This window comes from Halosaccharopolyspora lacisalsi, assembly GCF_014137975.1.
GTDB classification, from domain to species: domain Bacteria; phylum Actinomycetota; class Actinomycetes; order Mycobacteriales; family Pseudonocardiaceae; genus Halosaccharopolyspora; species Halosaccharopolyspora lacisalsi.
Genome location: NZ_JACGWZ010000007.1, coordinates 366847 through 388890 on the forward strand (window position 1 = coordinate 366847; position 22044 = coordinate 388890).

Annotated in this window: 24 protein-coding genes; 15 read left to right on the top strand and 9 right to left on the bottom strand. The window is 68.4% G+C overall.

The window, feature by feature from the left end; translation table 11 throughout:
* Positions 1-44: 44 nt before the first annotated feature.
* Positions 45-167: a hypothetical protein gene (locus FHX42_RS27190; RefSeq protein WP_268898445.1), complete on the top strand. Its 123-nt coding sequence runs from the start codon at positions 45-47 to the stop codon at positions 165-167.
* Positions 168-175: 8 nt separating this feature from the next.
* Here the strand turns inward: FHX42_RS27190 and trmB are convergent, their stop codons facing one another.
* Both trmB and FHX42_RS22800 read right to left on the bottom strand, forming a co-directional pair.
* A complete protein-coding gene (gene trmB, locus FHX42_RS22795) occupies positions 176-889 on the bottom strand; it encodes a tRNA (guanosine(46)-N7)-methyltransferase TrmB (RefSeq protein WP_182546473.1) in 714 nt (237 codons plus the stop codon).
* Positions 890-954: 65 nt separating this feature from the next.
* Positions 955-1524, bottom strand: coding sequence for a hypothetical protein (locus FHX42_RS22800; RefSeq protein WP_235987728.1), 570 nt, complete (start codon positions 1522-1524; stop codon positions 955-957).
* Between the two features lie 237 nt (positions 1525-1761).
* On the opposite strand from FHX42_RS22800, the gene FHX42_RS22805 reads away from it, so the two are divergent.
* Positions 1762-2229: a universal stress protein gene (locus tag FHX42_RS22805; RefSeq protein ID WP_328796677.1), complete on the top strand. Its 468-nt coding sequence runs from the start codon at positions 1762-1764 to the stop codon at positions 2227-2229.
* A gap of 336 nt (positions 2230-2565) precedes the next feature.
* Here FHX42_RS22805 and FHX42_RS22810 read toward each other — a convergent pair whose 3' ends face one another.
* The 6 genes from FHX42_RS22810 to FHX42_RS22835 all read right to left on the bottom strand — a co-directional run bounded on the left by FHX42_RS22810 (position 2566) and on the right by FHX42_RS22835 (position 8245).
* Positions 2566-3300, bottom strand: a complete 735-nt coding sequence (locus FHX42_RS22810) for a hypothetical protein (protein WP_182546474.1) — start codon at positions 3298-3300, stop codon at positions 2566-2568.
* Between the two features lie 4 nt (positions 3301-3304).
* On the bottom strand, positions 3305-4246 hold the full coding sequence (locus FHX42_RS22815; RefSeq protein ID WP_182546475.1) for an ABC transporter ATP-binding protein: 942 nt from the start codon (positions 4244-4246) through the stop codon (positions 3305-3307).
* 173 nt (positions 4247-4419) lie between these two features.
* A complete protein-coding gene (locus FHX42_RS22820) occupies positions 4420-5241 on the bottom strand; it encodes an HAD family hydrolase (protein WP_328796678.1) in 822 nt (273 codons plus the stop codon).
* Positions 5242-5300: 59 nt separating this feature from the next.
* Entirely contained in the window at positions 5301-5954 is a 654-nt protein-coding gene (locus FHX42_RS22825) for a response regulator (RefSeq protein WP_182546477.1), read from the bottom strand.
* Between the two features lie 123 nt (positions 5955-6077).
* Positions 6078-6905, bottom strand: coding sequence for a MaoC family dehydratase (locus FHX42_RS22830; RefSeq protein ID WP_182546478.1), 828 nt, complete (start codon positions 6903-6905; stop codon positions 6078-6080).
* Positions 6906-6907: 2 nt separating this feature from the next.
* The gene (locus FHX42_RS22835) at positions 6908-8245 is read right to left on the bottom strand and encodes a 3-oxoacyl-ACP reductase (RefSeq protein ID WP_182546479.1); all 1338 of its coding nucleotides are present in this window, start codon (positions 8243-8245) and stop codon (positions 6908-6910) included.
* Between the two features lie 99 nt (positions 8246-8344).
* Here FHX42_RS22835 and FHX42_RS22840 point away from each other — a divergent pair, with 99 nt between their 5' ends.
* The 13 genes from FHX42_RS22840 (at position 8345) to FHX42_RS22895 (ending at position 21105) form a co-directional block, all read left to right on the top strand.
* Complete coding sequence (locus tag FHX42_RS22840) at positions 8345-9622, top strand: acetyl-CoA C-acetyltransferase (protein WP_182546480.1); 1278 nt, start codon at positions 8345-8347, stop codon at positions 9620-9622.
* A 527-nt stretch (positions 9623-10149) separates the two neighbouring features.
* A complete protein-coding gene (locus FHX42_RS27195; RefSeq protein ID WP_268898446.1) occupies positions 10150-10281 on the top strand; it encodes a hypothetical protein in 132 nt (43 codons plus the stop codon).
* A 329-nt stretch (positions 10282-10610) separates the two neighbouring features.
* A complete protein-coding gene (locus FHX42_RS22845) occupies positions 10611-11450 on the top strand; it encodes an alpha/beta fold hydrolase (RefSeq protein WP_235987729.1) in 840 nt (279 codons plus the stop codon).
* A 495-nt stretch (positions 11451-11945) separates the two neighbouring features.
* The gene (locus FHX42_RS22850) at positions 11946-12644 is read left to right on the top strand and encodes a hypothetical protein (RefSeq protein ID WP_182546482.1); all 699 of its coding nucleotides are present in this window, start codon (positions 11946-11948) and stop codon (positions 12642-12644) included.
* Positions 12645-12817: 173 nt separating this feature from the next.
* Positions 12818-13207, top strand: coding sequence for a YunG family protein (locus FHX42_RS22855; protein ID WP_182546483.1), 390 nt, complete (start codon positions 12818-12820; stop codon positions 13205-13207).
* Positions 13208-13334: 127 nt separating this feature from the next.
* Complete coding sequence (locus FHX42_RS22860; RefSeq protein WP_328796679.1) at positions 13335-13613, top strand: type II toxin-antitoxin system RelE/ParE family toxin; 279 nt, start codon at positions 13335-13337, stop codon at positions 13611-13613.
* Between the two features lie 9 nt (positions 13614-13622).
* Positions 13623-13922, top strand: coding sequence for a HigA family addiction module antitoxin (locus FHX42_RS22865; RefSeq protein WP_182546485.1), 300 nt, complete (start codon positions 13623-13625; stop codon positions 13920-13922).
* 394 nt (positions 13923-14316) lie between these two features.
* Positions 14317-14976, top strand: coding sequence for a YunG family protein (locus tag FHX42_RS27535; protein WP_182546486.1), 660 nt, complete (start codon positions 14317-14319; stop codon positions 14974-14976).
* On the top strand, positions 14973-15389 hold the full coding sequence (locus FHX42_RS22875; RefSeq protein WP_328796680.1) for a type II toxin-antitoxin system VapC family toxin: 417 nt from the start codon (positions 14973-14975) through the stop codon (positions 15387-15389). Before FHX42_RS27535 ends, FHX42_RS22875 begins: the two co-directional genes overlap by 4 nt.
* A gap of 45 nt (positions 15390-15434) precedes the next feature.
* On the top strand, positions 15435-17312 hold the full coding sequence (locus tag FHX42_RS22880) for an NHL domain-containing thioredoxin family protein (protein ID WP_328796681.1): 1878 nt from the start codon (positions 15435-15437) through the stop codon (positions 17310-17312).
* 64 nt (positions 17313-17376) lie between these two features.
* On the top strand, positions 17377-17697 hold the full coding sequence (locus FHX42_RS22885) for a GroES family chaperonin (protein WP_182546488.1): 321 nt from the start codon (positions 17377-17379) through the stop codon (positions 17695-17697).
* 123 nt (positions 17698-17820) lie between these two features.
* Positions 17821-19926 carry a VanW family protein gene (locus FHX42_RS22890; protein ID WP_182546489.1) on the top strand — a complete coding sequence of 702 codons (2106 nt, stop codon included), beginning with the start codon at positions 17821-17823 and terminating at the stop codon, positions 19924-19926.
* Positions 19927-20070: 144 nt separating this feature from the next.
* Positions 20071-21105, top strand: coding sequence for a zinc-dependent alcohol dehydrogenase family protein (locus FHX42_RS22895; RefSeq protein WP_182546490.1), 1035 nt, complete (start codon positions 20071-20073; stop codon positions 21103-21105).
* An 81-nt stretch (positions 21106-21186) separates the two neighbouring features.
* Here FHX42_RS22895 and FHX42_RS22900 read toward each other — a convergent pair whose 3' ends face one another.
* Complete coding sequence (locus FHX42_RS22900) at positions 21187-22038, bottom strand: YceI family protein (protein ID WP_182546491.1); 852 nt, start codon at positions 22036-22038, stop codon at positions 21187-21189.
* Positions 22039-22044 lie beyond the last annotated feature (6 nt).

Below are 22044 nucleotides of genomic sequence, written 5' to 3' on the forward strand. Positions count from 1 at the left end.
CGGAACCCGCTCCCCACAGGGGCCACTGTGAAAGGAAGACAGCAATGATCACTGTCGCTTTGACCACCGCGGGAACGATCCTGGCACTGGGAGTGCTTCTGCTGATGGCGGTGAGTTCGGAGCTCTCCGATGCCTGGGACCGCAATCCGAGGGACAAGGTGAGGTGAAAAGGCACTCAGATCCGTTCGAACACGAGATCGCGTATCACGCGACCTTCCTCCTCCGCACGCTGCTCGAATTTTGTCACGGGGCGCCATTCCGGCCGCGGTGCCCAGCCACCCGGCATGTCAGCATGGTGGTTGCGCAAGGTGGGCTGCTCATGACACATCTCCAGCATCTGCTCGGCGTACTGTTCCCAGTCGGTAGCCAGATGCAAAAAACCGCCCACGGCAAGTCGAGATGCCATCATTTCGACGATGTCGTCCTGCACCAGCCGGCGCTTGTGGTGCCGTTTCTTCGGCCACGGATCGGGGAAGAAGACACGGATCTCGGATAGCGAGTTCGGCTCGATGTGGTTGCGCAGCAGCATGACCGCATCACCACGAAGCAGCCGGAGATTGTCCAAGCCGAGCTTTTCGATACGCAGGAGCAGTTGAGCCAAGCCGGGCTTGTACACCTCCACCGCGAGGTGATTGGCGTCCGGCCGGGCAGTGGCGAGCTCGGCGGTGGCCTCACCCATCCCGGAGCCGATCTCCAGGATCACCGGTGCCGAGCGACCGAACCATCCGGACACGTCGAGTGTGCCCTCGGGCAGTGCGTCGATCTCGGCTCCCAGTTCCGGCCAATACCGATCCCACGCGCGTTGCTGCCCGGTTGTCGTCCGCTCGCTGCGTCGAACATAGCTGACAACCGTGCGGTGGAAGGGAACCTGCTGGTCAGAAGCGCTCACGGGGATTCAGTATCGCAAACGGCCGTTCCCGTCCGTCAGGTGCCGCTCATCTTCGACGGACAGGGTCACCAGGATTCGATCCGAGTCAGTGACGACTCCAGCTCCGACACACCGCCCAGCGCCGTCGGGTCTCCGGTGAAGGTGTCGCTGTGAGCGGGCACGACGCTGATCCAGCCGGTGTGCTGATGTGTCAGAACCACGGTGGTGGGCATGATCATGGGTGCCCGGTCCGAGGGTTCGTACTCCCAGTACACGCTTTCACCCGCTCCCACCCACGGCACGAAGGACCAACCGACCCTGGCGCCGAGCAGCCCGTGCAGGGCGTCCTCGATCTCGAAGGCCTCCGCGCGCGAAGAGATCCGACCGAGGTCCAGCGCCCGCAGCCACCACGGGACGGGAAGGTCACCGCCGGAGGCGGTCAGCCTCCGGAACAGGTTCAACACCTGCCCCTGCGGCGCACGATGAACCCATCCACGACGCAGCGCGGCGGGCGACATCGCGTCGGGTCCCGGTGGCTGCTCCTCCATGAGCAGCGACCATTCCAAGCCCGGCAGTGGCTCCAGCCGGACATCGGGTGACCTGCGCCGTGGGCACGCCGACAGCCGGTGCCGAAGAAACGGGGAAGTACGGATCATGGAGGGACCTTCCCTTCGCGCGGAACTCCTCGGAGCACCTCGCGGGACGCCCACGGCAGTGCCTGCCCTGGAGGAGCGATTCGTCGACAACGTCTCCTCCCTCATGCATTACCAGAAAAAGCCTCAAGGGGGACAAACCGAGCCATATTGTGTCTAAGGTCACAAAACAACAACAGCTTGAGCGTGCTCGTGAGCTCTCGGCTCGACAACCTCCGGCTACTGGCGTGAAGTGGAGAGGTGACGGAACGAACATGGCAACGAGTGGACATCGACGGGGGCGTGGCCGTCGGACTGGAGAACTCGGCCTCCGCTCTGCGTGCCCTGACCGCGGCCGCCGAAGAAGCCAAGTGCAGGAACACGGTGCTGCACATCGTACGTGCCTGGAGCATCCGCACCGCACCGAAACCGAGGGACTGCCCTCCCGGCGCGGTGCCCAGTACCGAGCAGTACGAGCAGTCGGTGCTCGCCGACACTCATCAGCTCGTCTCCGAAACGCTCGGGGGAGACCCGGGGTGCCCGGTGGAGGTGCACGTGGTGCACTCGCCCTCCCCCCAAGCACTGCTCTCGGCTTCGCGCGGCGCCGACATGCTCGTGGTGGGACATCGCGGGCGCGGCGGTTTCTCCGGACTGCTGCTCGGCGCGGTCGCCGAGCAGTGCGTCCGTCACGCCTCCTGCCCGGTGCTGGTGGTACGCCCCAGCATGTGATCCACCTGCGCACGTACCCGGGCCCGGCTCCGAAAAAGCGCTCCGAAAAAAGCACAGGGCCCGGGCCATCCCCCGAATGACAGCCCGGGCCCTCCCCCGTCCCGACCGCCGGCGCCCCCGAGCGCGTATGCAGTCGGTCGTTTCGATTGTGCGTGGCCGCGTCATCGCAGTATCCACATCGGACTCGCCACCGAGGGCGGCGACTTTTGTCCACTGTCGACCCAGCGGAGCGGCCTTGATCTGTGCGCTGATTCTATCCGGGAGGGTGACCAGTATCTCGGCCGGGATGGGTAACACCGGGTAACACGCCCGTCATCGGAAAAATCCCCGCGATTTTCAGGCATCCCGCCGGTTCGCGGTGACCAGCGCGATGATCAAGAGTACCACTGCCAGTGCGAAGAAGTAGGCCAGTGAGGCCCACGGCCCCAGCGGAGCGGACTCGGTGAACCTGTTGCTGCCGGTGAGGAAACGTCCGGCCGCGGTGAACGGCATCCACTCCTGCAGGTCCGAGCCGAACGTCGGAACGAGACGGATCAACTGCTCCACCAGCATGGACCAGATCAACAGGAGCGTGACCGCACCCGCCGACTGCCTGAGCAGGATGCCCACGGCGATCGAGAAGACCGCGGCTCCCATGAACACCAGCCCGACTCCGGCGACCAGCCGCCACTGCTCGGCTGTGGCCAACGCCAGGTCGGAGACCGGGGCCAGCACCCACGAAACTCCCCACGAGCCGAATGCGGCGATCTCTCCGATCACCAGCGCGAGGGCGGCCACGACAGCGGTCTTGGCCAACAGCACCCGGGTGCGGTTCGGTGCGGCCTGGAAGGTGGCGCGGATGGTTCCGAAGCGGTACTCGGTGGTCACCGCCAGGGCGGCCATGACCATGATGACCATGAGCCCGAACTGGTAGCCGATCTGGGTCGTCGACACCCCCATCGGAGAGTTCGCGCTCGCCTGGGTGGCCATCAGACCGGCGAAGCCGATGGTCAACGCGAGCGCGAGGAACATCGACCACCACGGCGAACGGGTCGAGAACAGTTTGATGCGTTCAACAGCGAGCAGAGTCATCGCTTCACTTTCCTGCCGTCGTGAGTGTGTCGGTGGGCTGGCCGAAATCGGTCTGGTACTCCACCGAGTCGCCCGTGAGCCGCATGAAGGCCTCCTCCAGCGAACTGCGCTCCGCCGCCAGTTCGTGCAGGACGATCCCACCTGCCGCCGCGATCTCACCGACCTGCTCGGTGTCGGCACCATCGACCAGCAGGCTTTGCGCGTCGGCCGTTCGGGCGGCCAGGCCTCGCTCGGCCAGCAGTCCGGCCAGCTGCTCTGCCTGAGGCGAGCGAACGCGGACCGAGGAGTCACTGGCCCTGTTGACGAACTCCTCGGTGCTGCACTCGGCGATCAGCTCACCGCGACCGACGACGACGAGGTCCTCCGCGGTCAGCGACATCTCCGAGAGCAGGTGACTGGAGACGAGCACCGTGCGCCCCTCGGCGGCCAGTCGCTGCATGAACTGCCTGATCCAGTGAATGCCCTCGGGGTCGAGTCCGTTGACCGGCTCGTCGAACAGCAACACCTGCGGGTCTCCCAGCAGCGCCGCGGCGATGCCCAGGCGTTGTGACATCCCCAGCGAGAAGCCACCGGCCTTGCGTCCGGCGACCTTGTCCAGCCCGACCATCCCCAGGACCTCGTCCACCCGCTTCCGGGGGAGGTCGTTGGAGCGGGCCAGCCAGCGCAGGTGAGCGTGGGCCGAGCGGTTCGGGTGGACCCACCTCGCCTCCACGAGCGCACCGACGTGACGCAGCGGGTACTTGAGCTCCTGGTAGGGCTTGCCGTCGACGAGCACCTTGCCCGCGCTCGGACGGTCCAGCCCCAGGATCATCCGCATGGTGGTGGACTTACCGGCACCGTTGGGCCCCAGGAAACCGGTGACCCGACCCGGTTTGACGGAAAACGACAAGTCGTTGACGGCCACCGTCGAGCCGTAGCGCTTGGTGAGGCCAACAGCCTCTATCATGGTCGCTCCTGCGAAGCTAGGGAAAGGCGTCCGACGCCGCCGTGGCGCCGTCATGACGCCGATACTCCACCAGCATGCCTGTTCCCGAAGCCGTTTCGCGTCGAACCTCGGTCTGGATTCGGTCTCAGATCCAGGTCGTAGTACGGCCCCACACCGGTATCAGGGCCTCGGGGTCACCCCGAGGGGGTTCCCCCGGAGAACCAGCGGTCCAGCACCGTGACCAGGCCATCCGCCGCCACGTCGGCGGCGACCTCGGTGGCCGCGGTGCGAACCTCGGGCTGCGCCTGCCCCATCGCCACGGAGTGCCCGGCCCACTGCAACATTTGTATATCGTTGTCGCCGTCACCTGCCGCGAAGGTGTCCTCGATCGCGATTCCGAGCTCGGCGCGCAGCTTCTCCAGCGCGGCACCCTTGGTGACCCCGTCGGGCACGACTGTGACCCACGTGGCGTACTGGTCGATCGTGTAGACGCTGCCGGGCAGTGACACCCCGTCGAGCACCTCGGCGACTTCCTCCGGTGTGTGCCCCGCCCAGTGCGCGATCAGCCGGGGCACCGGGCGCTCGGTCAGCTCCGCCACGTCGACCGGCTGTTGCGGACCGTGCAGGTGAGTTTCGGGAAACCAGCTGGTCACAAGGCTGCCCGTGCCGAGTTGTTCGGCGGCGAACTGCGCTCCGGGAAGCAGCGAGCTCAGCCGCGTGTACACCGGAGCCGGATCGAAGGTCTCGACGGAGACGGTCTCGCGGGTGGCGGCGTCGAGCCGCACGGCTCCGTTGGAGCACAGCACGGCACCCGCGCTCAGCCCGAGCTCGTCCAGGACGGGGAGGGTGCCGAGCATGCTGCGACCGGTGGAGACGACGACGTGGCAACCGGCGTCGACCGCTCGGCGCACGGCGGCGCGCACCCCCTCCGACAGGGTCTGGGTGGCGGGGTCGAGCATGGTGCCGTCGACGTCGAGGGCGACGAGCCGAGGTTTCCACGGGGTTGTTTGACTCACTCCTGTGAGACTAACCGCAGTCGCCCGGCGAGCGGGACGTGAACGCGTCGAATCACAACTCATGCTCCCGGGCTGACCAGACCGGTCTCGTACGCCAGCACCACGGCCTGTACCCGATCTCGCAGCTCCAGCTTGGACAGTATGTGGCCGATGTGTGTCTTCACGGTGGCCTCGGACAGGAACAACCGCTCGGCCAGCTCGGTGTTGGACAGCCCCTTGGCCACGTACTCGAGCACTTCGCGCTCCCGCTCGGTGAGCACGTCGAGCACGGAAGCGTCCCGCAGTTCACCGCCGGGCCCGCCCAGGAAACGGTCCAGCAGGCGACGGGTGACGTTCGGGGACACGACGGCATCGCCGCTGGCCACCGACCGCACCGCCGAGACCAGATCGTCCGGCGGAGTGTCCTTGAGCAGGAACCCGCCCGCACCCCCGCGCAACGCGGCCAGGGCGTACTCGTCCAGGTCGAAGGTGGTCAGCACGAGCACTTTCGCCGTTTCGGCCGCCACGATGCGACGGGTCGCCTCGACGCCGTCGAGCACCGGCATCCGCACGTCCATCAGCACCACGTCGGGCCGGAGGGACTCGGCGAGTTCGACGGCCCGGACGCCGTCACCTGCCTCCCCCACGACCTCGAGGTCGTCCTGCGCGTCGAGGACCATGCGAAACCCCATCCGCATGAGTTCCTGGTCGTCCACCAGCAGTACCCGCACCATGGGAGTCAGCCTATCCAGGCGGGTACGCGCCGGCGACGGGACCGACCACGGTGTTTTTCCGCATCGAGGGCCTCGGCTTTCGAAGCGGGTGATGTCACGTGCGAGGAGCGGAATCACCCGGTGCTACGAGAATCGACCGCGCAGGTGCGGTTTTCCGGACCGGGAGTGGAGGGCGAAGTCCGCGCCGCGCGCGGAGAACTCGACCGTGGAGGGCAGCAGCACGGGCTTGGCGAAGTCGACGTCGACCGTGTACGCCTCCGGCAGGCGCCCCTCGAACGCCGCGACGCAGCGCGCCTTCGACCACATGCCGTGGGCGATCGTGCGGGGAAACCCGAACGCCTTGGCCGCCCACGGGTGCAGGTGGATCGGGTTGCGGTCCCCGGCGATCGCCGCGTAGCGGCGTCCCAGGTCCGCGGGCAACCGCCAGCTCGCCACGGCCTCACCGGCCTCGACCGCCTCGACCCCGCGCTTCGGCTCCGACTCGTTCGGCTCACCCCGCCGCAGGTACGTGCTGCTCTCGGTCCAGACCACGTGCTCGTCCACGAGGGTGTCGGTGATGACGTCGAACTGCCTCCCCTTCGGGTGCGGCCGATGGTCGGCCAGCCGCACTCGCTGCGTCAGCGGCTCGGTGACCAGCAACGGGCGGTACTGGGTGATGCTGTTGGCGATGTGAACGAGTCCGGCCAGCGGGAACGGGAACTCCGGATCGGTCATCAGGCGCACCGCCGTGGCGAAGGACAGCACGTGCGGGTAGGTCACGGGCAACTCGTCGCGCATCCCGAACCCGCAGGTCCTGTTGTAGTCCGCCAGGTGATCGCGGTCCACGACGATGTCGGGGCGCACGTACTCGGTCTCCGGCAGTTCGGCACCGTTGCGCGTCGGCGCGGACAGCACCGCCTTGAGATACAGCGCGGCCAGGTTCGGGGGACCGCTCAACTCGATCGTGCTCATCGTCAGGATCCCAACATGCTCTGGCCGCAGACTCGTACGACGTTGCCGTTGACGCCCCCGGAGCCGGGATCGGCGTACCAGGCGATGGTCTCGGCGACGTCGATCGGCAACCCGCCCTGCGAGAGGCTGTTCATGCGCCTGCCCGCCTCACGGATCATCACGGGTACCGCCGCCGTCATCGACGTCTCGATGAATCCGGGGGCCACGGCGTTGATCGTGACTCCCCGTTCGGCGGCACGCGGCGCGAGCCCCTGGACGTGGCCGATCACTCCCGCCTTGGAGGTCGCGTAGTTGGCCTGCCCGACGTTGCCCGCGATCCCGCTGATCGAGGCGACTCCGATCAGCCGGCCGCCGGCGCGCAGCGGTGACGAGTCGGTGAGCAGTGCCTCGTTGATGCGTTCCTGGGCCATGAGGTTCACGCCGATCACCGAGTCCCACTGCTGCTCGCTCATCCGACCGAGCGTCTTGTCCCGCGTGATGCCCGCGTTGTGCACGACGACGTCGAGGCCGCCGTGGCGCTCGGTGAAGTGCTCGGTGATTCGTCGCGGGGCGTCCTGCTCGGTGATGTCGAGTTGCAGCGTGGAACCACCGATGCGATTGGCCACTCGCGCGAGGTCCTCCCCCTGCGCGGGCACGTCCAGGCACACCACGTGCGCGCCGTCGCGCGCGAGGGTTTCGGCGATCGACTCGCCGATGCCGCGCGATGCTCCGGTGACCAGCGCGACCTTCTCCCGCAGGGGGCGGGAGTGGTGCGGCTGCTCGACGTCGGCTGGACCGACCCGGATGACCTGGGCGGAGACGAAGGCCGACTTCGACGACAGCAGGAACCGCAGTGTGGAGTCGAGGGCGTTGCCCGCACCGGGCGCGGCGTGGACGAGCTGGGCGGTCGCTCCGCCCTTGAGTTCCTTGCCCACGGTGCGGACGAAGCCCTCCAGGGCGCGCTGGGCCGTGCGCTCGGCGGTGCCGGAGGTTTCCTCGGGGGGCGTGCCGAGCACGATCACCCTGCCGCTCGTGGCGACCTGGCGGATCGCGGTACTGACGAACGCGTAAACCTGGCGGAGCTGATCACTGGCGGTGATACCGGTGGCGTCGAAGACCAGCGCCGCGTAACGAGTCCCCTCGGTGGGTGCGTGCTCGACCTGCGCGTGCACCTCGCCCAGTGTCTTCGAGATCGACTCACCCAGCCGGGCTCCCTCGGCCGCGCCGCTGAGCACCGGTGCCGACACGACCGGATCACCGGGGCGGTGGCGCCGCAGCGGGGTCGGGGTCGGCAATCCGAGTCGCTTCGCGAGTTGCCGGCCGAGCCCGGATGATGTGAGTTGCTGGTATCGATCGGACATGAGCACTCCTGGGAGGGACGACTGCCTCGACGCATAAGCTACCCGTCGGTAGGTTATGTTGCACCATCGAGGTTCGACACGAGAGCGAGGGAGTCGGTCATGACCACCATTCGTCGGGTCGCCATCGTCGGCGGCAACCGGATCCCGTTCGCGCGCTCCGGCGGCCCCTACGCGCGGGCGAGCAACCAGGACATGCTCACCGCCGCGCTCGACGGGCTGATCGCCCGCTTCGGACTGCAGGACGAACGGGTCGGCGAGTTCGTCGCGGGGGCCGTGCTCAAGCACAGCCGGGACTTCAATCTCGCCCGCGAGACCGTGCTGGGCTCACGCCTCGACCCGCGCACGCCCACGCACGACGTGCAGATGGCCTGCGCGACCGGGCTGGAGTCGGTCGTGTCGGTGGCCAACAAGATCGCCCTCGGGCAACTCGACTCCGGTATCGCCGGGGGCGTGGACTCGGCCAGCGACGCGCCGATCGCGCTCAACGACGAGTTGCGCCGCCTCCTGCTTCGGGCCAACCACGCCAAGAGCCTCGGCGGACGACTCCAGGCGCTGAGCGGTGTGCGACCGCAGCAGGTCGTGCCCGAGATCCCCCGCAACGCCGAGCCGCGCACCGGTCTGTCGATGGGGGAGCACGCGGCCAGGACCGCCGCCGCGTGGGGCATCGACCGCACCGAGCAGGACGAACTCGCCGCGCGCAGTCACCAGCGACTGGCCGCCGCCTACGAGCGGGACTTCTTCTCCGATCTGCTGACCCCGTTCCAGGGACTCTCCCGCGACCAGAACATGCGGCCGGACAGCACGCCCGAGAAGCTGGCCGAGCTCAAGCCGGTTTTCGGCAGCGGCGAGACCGCGACGATGACGGCGGGCAACTCCACCGCCCTGTCCGACGGGGCGTCCACCGTGCTGCTGGCCAGCGAGGAGTGGGCGCGGCAGCGGCGACTGCCGGTGCTGGCCTACATCACCGACTCGGTCTCGGAGGCCGTCGACCACGTCAGCGGGGACGAGGGCCTGCTCATGGCGCCCACCTACGCGGTGCCGAAGCTGCTCGACCGCAACGGCATCGGGCTGGGCGACTTCGATTTCTACGAGCTGCACGAGGCGTTCGCCTCGCAGGTGCTCACGACGCTGAAGGCCTGGCAGGACCCCGAATTCTGCTCCGAGCGCCTCGGACTGGACGAACCGCTGGGCACGGTCGACGCCGACCGCCTCAACGTCACCGGATCCTCGTTGGCTGTGGGCCACCCCTTCGCCGCGACCGGCGGGCGGATCGTGGCGACGCTGTCCAAACTGCTGTCCGAACGCGATTCGGGACGCGGGCTGATCTCGATCTGCGCGGCGGGCGGCCAGGGAGTCACCGCCATCGTCGAACGCTGAGCAGCGGCTTCTCCTCAGGGGTCGGGCGGTTTCGGCGCGAACCGCCCGACCCCCTTTTCGCGCGTGGCCTCGACCAGGGTGATCGGAGCAGGAATAGCGCCGCTGAGCTGGGGCGTTGTGCCCGCTGCCGAGAGGTGCGCCGTACGGATCACGTACACCCGAACGGGTGACACTAAAGTGATGTACGTCATACCTTCATGACGGTGTAACGCCGTCGGCTCCAGGCACGATGAACGGAGTGACTCCGTGATGCTGTCGGACCCCCGACCTGGCAGCATCACGGGGCCTTCCAACTTCCGATGTTCGCTCGCCGCCGAGATATCGGCGTCGGGCCCTCGCTTGGATACGTCCTCGCCCCCGGGGTGGTCTCCACGCCGCCGGACGAGGTGTCTCTTCGTCGCCCCCGTGGCGACGATCCGATCAAGGTGTCCCCTTTTTGGGGGCGCCTCCTTTACACCCGCGCCCCGTCACCCTGGGTGATCAAGGGGTTACCGGTCTCTTCGAGACACTTGAAGGGAGAGGCACCTGTGAACACCGCGATCCTGCTGCTCGGCACGTTTATCCCGATGCTGGCAGCGAGCATGTTCTACATCAATACTCACAGCACCGCCCGCGGGCGGACGCAAACATCGACGAACGAAGAATCCGGTCAGGACTGACGGCACACCGGTCATTCGGCTCGCGAGTGAGCCGATCGTCTCACCGTGACGAGACCGAGCACTGCCACGGCGTGCTCCCTGGGCAGGGGCGTTCCCCGGGGCAGGGCGACCGCCGCGGTGATGGCCGTCCCCTCGCGGACCGAGTACCGGTCTTCATAACTTCCTGCCGCATTCGCGGTGGTTAGTCGGTTTCGCGCGAAACCGTATTTCGGCGGTTTCGCGCGAAACCGCGCGGCCCGCGCGCCCAAAGCACTACATTGGGTCGAGGCGATCTTCACGAAAGAGGGGTGGCGCGGATGGTGAAGCCGATAATCGAACGGCCCACGTCGATGACACGACTTCACTCGGGTCGGATCGAGTACCGGCTGGAGGCGGCCGGAGACTCCACCGTCCTCGTCCTCCACGGTGGACACATGCGCGCCGGACTGGCACCCGGCGAGGAGACTTACCTCGATCGCGGCTACTCGGTACTGGTGCCGTCCCGCCCCGGCTACGGGAGAACGCCGCTGTCCGTCGGCCCGTCACCGAGCGGCTTCGCCGACGTCCTCGCGGAGCTGTGCCGGGAACTCGGGATCGACAGCGTGGCGGCGGTCGTGGGGATCTCGGCGGGCGGACGGACCGCGCTGGCGATGGCCTCCCGGTGTCCCCGGCTCGTGCAGCGACTCGTCCTGGAGAGCTCGGTCGGCTTCGGCACCTATCCGGACCGGCGCACGCGCATCGCCGCGAACATCGTGTTCAACGCCCGCACCGAGAGGCTGACCTGGGGTGCCGTCCGTGCGCTCCTGCGGCTCGCTCCCACCACCGGTCTCCGACTGCTGCTCGGCGATCTGTCCACGAAGCCGGCGCACGAGGTCGTCGCCGCCCTGGGTGACGAGGAACGGGCGCGGATGGTGGAGCTGTTCTCGCGGATGCGGTCGGGAAGCGGTTTTCTCAACGACATCGACCACACCCGGGCCGTGGCGCCCGAGACCGTCACCCAACCCACACTGGTCGTCGCGAGCCGCACGGACGGCGGCGTTCCCTTCGCCCACGCCGAGTCCCTGACGGCCGGCATTCCCGGGGCGGAACTCTTCTTGAGCGGCGCCGACAGCCACCTGGGTTGGTTCGGCGACCGCACGGCGACCGCGAACAGGATCGAACGTTTCCTCGCGGCCGACCCGCGCGGGTGAGGCAGTTCGTCCGGACCGGCGCTCATCCCCCGGTACCGAGCCGCTCCAGCAGTCGCGCAGCGTGCGCAGGTTCCGGCAGGCCCGCTCCCGCGCGATCCGACCGGCGAAGCCCTCCCGAACGGCCAGCTCCTCCCCGGCAACGCTGAGTTCCCGCAGCGGGATCCGCTCCGCAACCACCCCGGAGTCCGTTCCGGTGGCGAAAGCGACGAATCCGGCGTCCTCGACCGCGGGAACCATCGCGGGACGTCCGGTGAAAGCGACCGCGTGCCCGGCGCGCTCGGCAGCGCGGGCGATCGGGACGAGCGGTTCGAAATGGCCGCTTCCCCCGGCGAAGGCGAACAGGACGCGCACTCGGCGAATGCTAGGCGGCTCCCACACCAGCAAGGAACACCGACGACCTTGATACTCCCTTCGGGTGAACCCCGTTCGTTCTCCCGCCGATGTCGGAGCCGGTTGGCAGGATCACCCTACTGATCCGGCGTCGAGGGAGAGACTGTGGCGGATGACAGGGAACCAGACTACTACTGGCGCGACAAGTACGGCCGTACCCGGCCCGGCTACAAACCGAAGGGCAGAGGTGGCGTCGCCGCCGCTGCCGTCGCCATCGCGGTCGCTGCCTCCGGTGGTGGTCTGGGCGGTCTGGGAGGTCTGGGGGCCACGTCGACGGAGGGCGCGGCCGGCTCAGCCGTGAGTCGGACCGTGCAGGTGCGCGTGAGCAAGGCGAAACGGGCCGCGAACAAGGGGCAGCGCGCCAAGGCGTGGAAGCGCATGCGGCTCAAGGTCAAGCACCGGAGAAAGCCCCGGTACGACCCGAAGTGCGCCGCGCACTCCTTCGGACAGGTGCAGGGGTTCTTCGTGCACACGCCCTGTCGCTCCCTGCGACGGACCCTGGTGGGACTCGCCGACGAGCACGGCAACACCGGCGTGGTCTCGATCGCCTGGGTGCGGATGTCCGGTGGTGGCAGCGCGGCCCGGCTGAAGAGGTTGGACGACGTCCAGGGCACCGGCGACGTCCACCCCCTCGCCGGTTGGGCGTTGACCTCACGGGGTATCCGCCTCACCGGCGAGCACTACGACTCCCGCCGAAAGCGCTCCCTGCTCGTCCGCGCCGAGGCGGCCGCGGCGAGCGGTTCCATGGATCCGGGGCTGCTGCAGGGCGCCGCCGAGGTCGCTAAAAGGTTCCCGCCGCCGTGAGGAGGTTCCACCCGGCGACCAGCCCTACTCGATCGGGGACTTCCGAGGTCGTTGCTTGATCCTGGACTTCCGGGCGTTCCGGACCGAAGTATCAGCTCGGGCCGCTGGTCGGTCGTGGCGACGACACGCATGATCGGGCGTGAGCGTCGGTGGCTTTCGGCAGGCTGCTCGGCATGCCGATTCGGACTCTGATGGACATCGAGCGCGCGATCCGGTCCTCGTGGGGTGCTGACACCTGTGCCCCAGAAGACGTCCCCGACTGGCACCCCAGCAATCCGGCCCGCGGCCAGTGCGGCACCACTGCCCTCGTCCTCAACGATCTGCTCGGTGGCGACCTCGTTCGCGGTGAGGTTCACCGTGACCGGAGGTGGGTCGATTTCCACTGGTGGAACCGGTTCGCCAAAAGCCTCGAGGTCGACCTCACCCGGGAGCAGTTCGCTCCGGACGAGATCGTCGGCCCCGGCACCGTGATCGAACGGCCGCCCGCGATATGCCGCCTCGGTGGTGAGTACGAGACCCTCCGCAACCGAGTTTTCGCAGCGCTGGACGACGGTACGCGCTGACCGGCTGCGGCGCACAGCGTCTTCGTGGGAATCACTGTGGCGCGAAGCGTCCCGATGAGGGATGACTGCGACAGCGCTGTCAATACTGATGCTTGTCGTTACTGACGCAACGCGTTACCATTCCTCCGTGATCCGGTCCTTCACCGACAAACGCACACTGCTGATCTGGGAGCGCCGCCGAACGAAGTTGCACCCCGAAACGCAACGTCGTGCCTACAACAAGCTCGCCATGCTCAACCGAGCGGCCACCCTCGACGATCTCCGCGTGCCACCCGGCAACCGACTCGAACAGCTCAAGGGCGACCGCGCCGGGCAGCACAGCATCCGCGTGAATCAGCAGTGGCGGATCTGCTTTCGCTGGACGGATGCGGGACCGGAAGCCGTCGAGTTCACCGACTACCACTGAGAGGCAGCCATGAGCACTGACATCGTCATGCCACCCACGCATCCGGGTGCGATCCTCCGTGAGGAGTTCCTCGAACCCATGGGGATCACGGAATACCGGCTCGCGAAGGATCTCGGCATCCCGCAGACGCGCGTCAGCGCGATCACACACGGCCGACGAGGGATCACAGCCGATACCGGGTTGCGCCTGTCACGCTACTTCGGCATGTCCGAGGGCTTCTGGACCGGACTCCAGGACGACTACGACCGGGCTGTGACCAAGGACAAGCTCGGTGACACGCTCGATTCGATCGCACCGATCAGTGCGTGATCAACGAACGTCGCTGGCCGGAACGCACGTTCTTGAATCAAGGTCACTTACCGGGCTCGCCTCCCGAGGACGCTCATGACGATCGAGCGCACGGGAGCGCGAGCATAGCGCGCCCACCGTGTGAGGCTTCGCCGTCAAGGTGGCCACACCCCTCGGTACACTGCCGTGCTCGGTGTTGTCGACTACCAGCGTGAGCACTTCCGAACAGCCCCGCCGCGCCCGTGTCCGTGCCCCGAGCTACGAGGACGTCAGTGGGTGAACACCGGAGGAGAGCAGCTGCGGCTCGCCGACTTTCGCGGCAAGGTCGTGATCCTGGACTTCCGGGCGTTCCGGACCGAAGTATCAGCTCGGGCCGCTGGTCGGTCGTGGCGACGACACGCATGATCGGGCGTGAGTGTCGGTGGCTTTCGGCAGGCTGCTCGGCATGCCGATTCGGACTCTGATGGACATCGAGCGCGCGATCCGGTCCTCGTGGGGTGCTGACACCTGTGCCCCAGAAGACGTCCCCGACTGGCACCCCAGCAATCCGGCCCGCGGCCAGTGCGGCACCACTGCCCTCGTCCTCAACGATCTGCTCGGTGGCGACCTCGTTCGCGGTGAGGTTCACCGTGACCGGAGGTGGGTCGATTTCCACTGGTGGAACCGGTTCGCCAAAAGCCTCGAGGTCGACCTCACCCGGGAGCAGTTCGCTCCGGACGAGATCGTCGGCCCCGGTGAACCCGTCTCTCGCCCGACCGGCAGGACCCGCCTCGACACGGAGTACGAAACCCTGTCGAAAACGGGTGCTGACGCACCTCGAGCGCTAGGCCGCGCAACGACATGTGTGTATGGTGTGTGTATGGTTCGGATGAACGTGTGGGTGCCTGACGAGCTCGCAGAGCGAGCACGCGAGGCCCAGCTCAACCTCTCGGCGTTGACGCAGGCCGCCATCGCCGCCGAGCTGGCGCGCACCGCTACCGATGCATGGTTGGCGACGCTGCCTGCGCCGCGTGGGCTCACCCATGAGGCGGCCGTTACCGCGCTCGATGACGCGCGTGAGGAGTTCGGTGCGTGAGCTCAGCGATGAACGCCGTGGTGCTGGATGCCTCCGTGGCGGTCGATCTGCTCGCCGGCACCGACTGCGCCCCCGCGGCGATCGACCGTCTGACCAGGACCGAGCTACACGCTCCGGCGCACCTGGACGCTGAGGTCATCTCCGCGCTTGGTCGGATGCAGCGCGCGGGTGACCTCGCTGTCGCCGATGTCGAATTGGCCCTGGACCGCCTCACAGCCATGCCCGTTACTCGTCACCCGCTGCCAGGTCTGTTGACGGGGGCATGGGCACGGCGCGCGGACGTGCGGCTGCTCGACGCGCTCTACATCGCGCTGGCCGGCCACCTCGGACTTCGGGTGCTGACCACTGACCACAAACTGGCGAAGGTGTGCCCCGAGCTGACCGAAACCCTGCATCTGCCGAACGAACAGTGAGACGTGACTCAGGAGCACCTGTCCTGAGGAACAGCGCACGGTCCGGTGTCGTTGACTACCGACGTGAGCACCCCGCAGACATCCCGCCGCGCCCGCGTCCGTGCCCCCGAGCTACGGGGACGTCAGTGGTTGAACACTGGAGGAGAGCAGCTGCGGCTCGCCGACTTTCGCGGCAAGGTCGTGATCCTGGACTTCTGGGCGTTCTGCTGCATCAACTGCCTGCACGTCATCGACGAGCTGCGGCCGCTGGAGGAGGAGTTCTCCGCGGAGCTGGTCACGGTCGGCGTGCACTCCCCGAAGTTCGAGCACGAGGCCGATCCGGAGGCGCTGGCGGCGGCCGTGGAGCGCTACTCGGTGGACCACCCGGTGCTCGACGACCCCGAGCTGACCACCTGGAGCGACTACGCGGTCAAGGCGTGGCCGACGCTGGTCGTCGTGGACCCCGAGGGCTACGTCGTGCACGTCGCCGCCGGTGAGGGCCATGTCGAGGCGCTCAGGAAGGTCGTCACCGAGGTGGTCGCCGAACACGAGGCGAAGGGCACGCTGCACCGGGGTGAGGGCCCCTACGTGCCGCCCGAGGCCGCCGAGACCACGTTGCGCTTCCCCGGCAAGGTGATCCGACTCGGAGGCGGAACGCTGCTGGTGTCGGACTCGGCCAACCACTCGCTGGTGGAGTTCGCCGCCGACGGCGAGACCGTGCTGCGTCGGATCGGCTCCGGCGAACGCGACCGCGCGGACGGCGATCCGGAGGTGGCCGGTTTCCGCGAACCCGCCGGGCTGGCGCTGCTGCCCGAACCGGTGGCCGCGCGCGCGGGCTACGACGTCGTGGTCGCCGACACCGCCAATCACCTGCTGCGCGGAGTGCGGCTGGCCGACGGGCACGTGACGACCGTCGCCGGGACCGGCGCGCAGTGGCGGGACGAGGACGACTCCGGCCCCGCCCTGGCCACCGCGCTGACCAGCCCGTGGGACGTGTGCTGGTGGGAACCGGCCGGTGGCGTCGTCGTCGCCATGGCGGGCAACCACACCCTGGGTCTGTTCGACCCCGCCGCCGGCGAGGTGCGGCGGTTCGCCGGCACCACCGTGGAGGGGCTGCGCGACGGCGCGGTCGACGAGGCCCACTTCGCCCAGCCGTCCGGCCTGGCCGACGGCGGTGACCGCCTGTGGCTGGCCGACTCGGAGACCTCGGCGCTGCGTTGGGTGGCTCCCGCCGAAACCGGCTTCGAGGTGCGCACGGCCGTGGGAACCGGGCTGTTCGACTTCGGGCACGCCGACGGCCCCGCCGCCGAGGCACTGCTGCAGCACCCGATCGGGGTCGCGATCCTGCCCGACACGACCGTGGCGGTGTGCGACACCTACAACGGTGCGATCCGCCGGTACGACCCGGAGCGGGGCGAGGTCTCCACGCTGGCCACCGAGATCGCAGAGCCCTCCGGGGCCGCGGTGGTCGACGGGGAACTCGTCGTGGTCGCCTCCACCGCGCACCGGCTGGAACGTCCCGTTCCTCCCGGCATGACGGCCCAACTCGTCCACGGCGCCTCCCAGCAGGTCAAGCGCCCGGCCACGGAGATCGGTTCCGGGGAGCTGGAGCTGGCGGTGGTGTTCACCCCGCCGCCGGGGCAGAAGCTCGACGAGCGCTACGGCCCCTCCACCCGGCTGGAGGTCAGTGCCTCCCCCGAGGAGCTGCTGGTCACCGGCGGCGGCACCGGCTCCGAACTCACGCGGCGACTGGTGCTGGCCGAGGGGATCGAGCACGGCGTCCTGCACGTCGTGGCCCAGGCGGCCAGTTGCGACGACGACTCCGAGGTCGAGCACCCGGCCTGCAGGCTCAGCCGCCAGGACTGGGGGGTGCCGGTTCACGTCACTCCGGACGGTCCTGGGCGACTACCGTTGGTGATGGGCGGACTCGATCAGGACTCCTGAGTTCGCGCGCGGCCGTGGTCCCCTCCTCGACCACGGTCGCGCCGCGAGCAAGTAAACTTTTCGGGTGACCGAAGCCAAACTTGAGATCCAGATGCTGCATGACCGGGTCATGGTGCAGGTCTCCGAGGGTTCCGGCGAGCGTCGCAGCAACGGCGGCATCGTGATTCCGGCAACCGCCCAGGTGGCCAAGCGGTTGGTGTGGGGCGAGGTCCTCGGAGTGGGCAGTCAGGTTCGGGCTGTCGAAGCCGGCCAGCAGGTACTGTTCGACCCGGAGGAACAGTTCGAGGTCGAGGTTCAGGGAGAGTCGTACCTGGTCCTGCGTGAACAGGACCTGCACGCCGTGGCGAGCGAACGCATCGAGCACGGCACGGGCCTGTACTTGTAAGCATCTCCTCACCACAGCAGCTACTGCGTCCTCACCGTGCGTAGAGTGTCACCCTGACGAGTGAAGCACGCCTGTCACCGTTGGCCGTACGAGCCACCGCACGACCGAGGAGAAGGGAACGCGGTGCCGGAAGACCACGAACACCCCGAGGGATCGAACGCGGAGCCCCCGGAAGGGTCACCACCGGAGTGGTCCACGTCGAGCGACGAGCCGACCAAGCGGTTCTCGGGACAGTTGGGCGATCCCGCCGACGAAACCGTGCGGCAGGAGTTCCCCACCACCGAACCCGACGAATCGGACTCCGAGCGTACGCAGCGCATCCCGGCCGTGTCCTCCGACCCGGTACCGGAGTCCGACACCGAGACGACCCAGTCGATCCCGGCGATCACCGACACCACCCGGACCGCCGCGTGGTCGTTCGACGGGACTGCGCCACCACCGGACCAGCCGCCGGGCACGTCCCCGCCGCAGTCGAGCGGACCGGACTCCGGTGGTTCCGCGAAGAAACGCCGCACGCTGATCCGCTCGGGAGTGGCCGCCGGCGTCGCCGTGGGTCTGCTCGCCCTGCTCTACATCGGTGACCTGGCGTTCAGCAGCGGTCAGGTACCGCGCGGCACGGTCGTGGGCAACGTCGCGGTCGGTGGGCTGAACAAGGCCGCCGCCGAGCGCAAGCTGCGCGAGGAACTCGGCCCCGGACTCAACGAACCCGTGGTACTGCGTGCCGGTGCGGACAGGACCAGCCTCGATCCGAGCGAGGCCGGGCTGTCGATGGACTGGGACGCCACCCTGGACAAGGCCGGTTCCCAACCGCTGAACCCGTTCACGCGGCTGAGCTCGTTCTTCACCAGCCGCGAGATCACTCCGGTCAGCAATGTCGACCGGGCGAAGCTGAACCGGGCGGTCGACGAGGTCGTGCCGCGGCTGGAGCACAAGCCCTCCGAAGGCACCATCCGGTTCGACGACGCCGAACCCGTGGCCGTCGAGCCGGTGACCGGGCACAGCATCGACACCGCCAAGGCCGCCGACGCCGTGCTCACCCAGTGGGCCGGTAAGGGGCCCGTGCAGGTGCCGTTCGTCGAGCAACCGGTCAGCACCACCTCCCAGGGCGTGCACCAGGCGCTGAACCGGATCGCCAAGCCCGCCGTGTCCGCTCCGGTGACGGTGCTGGGCGACGGCGCGAAAGCGACCCTGACCCCCGAGATGATCGCGGACGCGCTGCGCTTCAACCCCGACGGCAACGGCGGGTTGAAGATGCACGTGGACCGGCCCACCGTGGTGAAGGCCGCCGAACCGCAGCTGGCGAGCACCATCCGCCCCGGCAAGGACGCCGGTTTCGTCGTCAAGGGCGGCAAGCCGGTCGTGCAGAAATCAGTGCACGGGCGCGGCATCGACTGGAAGAAAAGCCTGGCACCGCTGTCCAAGGTGCTGCGGCAGCAGGACCAGTCGCGCAGCGTGCGAGCCGTGTACGTGGAGGAGCCCGCGAAGCTGACCACCGAGGAGGCCAACAAGCTCGGCATCCGCGAGAAGGTCTCCACGTTCACGACCAGGGGCTTCGGCCCCGACTCCGGGGTGAACATCCGCAGGGTGGCCCAGGAGGTCAACGGGGCGATCATCAAGCCGGGCAAGACGTTCAGCCTCAACGGCCACACCGGCATCCGGCAGAAGCCGCAGGGCTACATCGCATCCGGCATCATCAAGAACGGCAGGCCGAGCAAGGCCGTCGGCGGCGGGATCTCCCAGTTCGCGACGACGTTGTACAACGCCTCGTACTTCGCCGGCCTCAAGGACGTCGAGCACAAGGAGCACAGCTACTACATCAGTCGCTACCCGATGGGCCGGGAGGCGACGGTGTTCCAGCAGCCCGACGGCACCAGCCTCATCGACGTCAAGTTCAAGAACACCCTGGACAGCGGGATCCTGATCACCACGAAGTGGACCCCGGAGTCCATCACGGTGACGTTCTGGGGCACCAAGAAGTACGACGTGAAGTCGCACACGAGCCCGAAGAGCCCCCCGATCCCGCCGGAGGTGACCACGATTCCGCCCGGCCAGCCGTGCAAGTCGACCGACGGCAAGCCCGGTTTCACGGTCACCGACACGCGGACGCGCACGAACGTCAAGACGGGCGAAGTGACCAAGAACAGTCACGAGACCGAGTACGAAGCGCAGCCGATCGTGAAGTGCGGTGCTCCACCGCCGCCACCGCCCCCCGGGCCACCCGCGGGCTAGGACCCGGCTTCAGGGGCGTCTCCTCACCGAGGGGGCGCCCCTCTTCGTGCACGGTGGGGCTTCCCACACCGCCGCGGAGAAATGCGACGGTGATCGCAAGCGTCTGAACGGGTGAACTTCCCCTACGGCGTGAAGAGGTGCCCGATGCGTGCCACCGTGATCCACGGTGCGGGTGATGTCCGGGTCGAGCAGGTCCCCGACCCGTCCCTGCGGGAGCCGACGGACGCGCTCGTGCGCGTCAGCCTGACCTGTATCTGCGGTAGTGATCTCTGGCCGTACAAGAGCATGGGAGCCGACGACGCCGGTCAGCGCATCGGCCACGAGTTCCTCGGCGTCGTGGAGGAGGTCGGCTCGCAGGTCACCGGCCTCCGAGCGGGCGACCTCGTCGTCTCGCCTTTCACCTTCTCCGACGGGAGTTGCGACTTCTGCAGCGAGTCGCTGCAGACCTCGTGCGTGCACGGCGGACTCTGGGGCACGAACGGGACCGACGGGGCCCAGGGCGAGGCCGTCCGCGTCCCGTACGCGGACGGCACGCTGGTGAAGCTGCCGGTGGAGCCGGACAGCGAACTGCTGCCCGCGCTGCTGACCCTCGCCGACATCTTCCCCACCGGCCACCACGCCGCGGTCTCGGCGGGCGTGCGACCCGGGGACACCGTCACGGTCGTGGGTGACGGCGCGGTCGGGCTCAGCGGTGTGCTGGCGGCCTCCCGGCTCGGTGCCGAGCGGATCATCATCATGGGCAGGCACACCGACCGCACCGACCTCGCCCGCGAGTACGGCGCCACGGACGTGGTCCCCGAGCGCGGTGACGAGGCGGTGGAGCGGGTGCGCGAGCTCACCGGCGGGCAGGGCACGAGGTCCGTGCTGGAGTGCGTCGGCACCGGCGAGTCGCTGAGCACGGCGCTGCGGCTGGCCCGCGACGGTGGTCGGGTCGGTTACGTCGGTGTTCCCCAGGACGGTGGCGGAGTGGACGCGCGTGAGCTGTTCATGCGCAACGTCGGCCTGGCCGGGGGCGTCTGCCCCGCGCGGTCCTACATCCCGGAGCTGCTGCCCGACGTGCTCTCCGGCGAGCTCGATCCCTCGCGCGTGTTCGACCACACCACCGACCTGGACGGAGTCCCGGACGGTTACCGCGCGATGACCGACCGCGAGTCCCTGAAGGTCCTCGTCCGCCCCTGAGGGCCTCGGCGGTTTCGCGCGGAACCGGACTCCCACGCGCCCGGTCGTCCGCAGGAGCGATCCGGGCGAACTCGGTCGAACTCAGTCCTGGCGGACGGCCTGGATGTCGATCTCGACCCGCAGTGTCGTGCCGATCGCGGCGATACCGGTGCTCAGCGCCTGGTTGAACGTCATCGCGAAGTCCTCGCGACGCAACTGCGTCGTGGCCGTCGCCGACGCGCGGGTACCTCCCCACGGGTCGGGTCCCACGCCGGTGAACCGGACGTCGAGCCGCACCGGCCGGGTCACCCCGCAGAGCGTGAGATCACCGTCCAGGTCCCAGCGGTCCCGGTCGCGCCGGCTCAACGCCGTCGACCGGTAGCTGATCGTCGGGTGCCGCTCGACGTCGAGGAAGTCCTGGTTGCGCAGGTGGGAGTCACGCATGGAGTTGGCGGTGTCCACGCTGGCCGCCTCGATGCGCACGTCCACGCCGGAGGACTCCACCTGGTCGGCCACCCGGATCTCACCGCTGAACTCGTTGAACCGCCCGTGGATGCTGCTGATGCCCAGGTGCTGAGCGGTCGCCAGGATCGACGAGTGCACCGGGTCGATCGTCCAGAGCCCCGCGGTGGGCAGCTCGTCGCCGCCCACGCGATCCAGGGTCAGATCCCCCAGCTCGGCCGTCCGGCCCCGGTGAACCACGGCGGTCCTGGCCAGCGGTTGGTAGCCGATGGTGGTGGTGATCACCGTGTAGGTCCCGGCCGGTAGACCGGGTGCGGTGACCATGCCCTGCTGGTCCGCCTGCACCCGCGCCCGTTGCGCGCCGCCGGTGTCGGTGATGGTCAGGATCCCGTTCGCCAGCGGCCACCCGTCCGCGGACTGCAACCGGGCGGTCACCGTTCCGGAGTCCTCGGTCACGTGTCGTGCGCCGGATTCGTGCTGGCCGAGGGTCATCTCGTG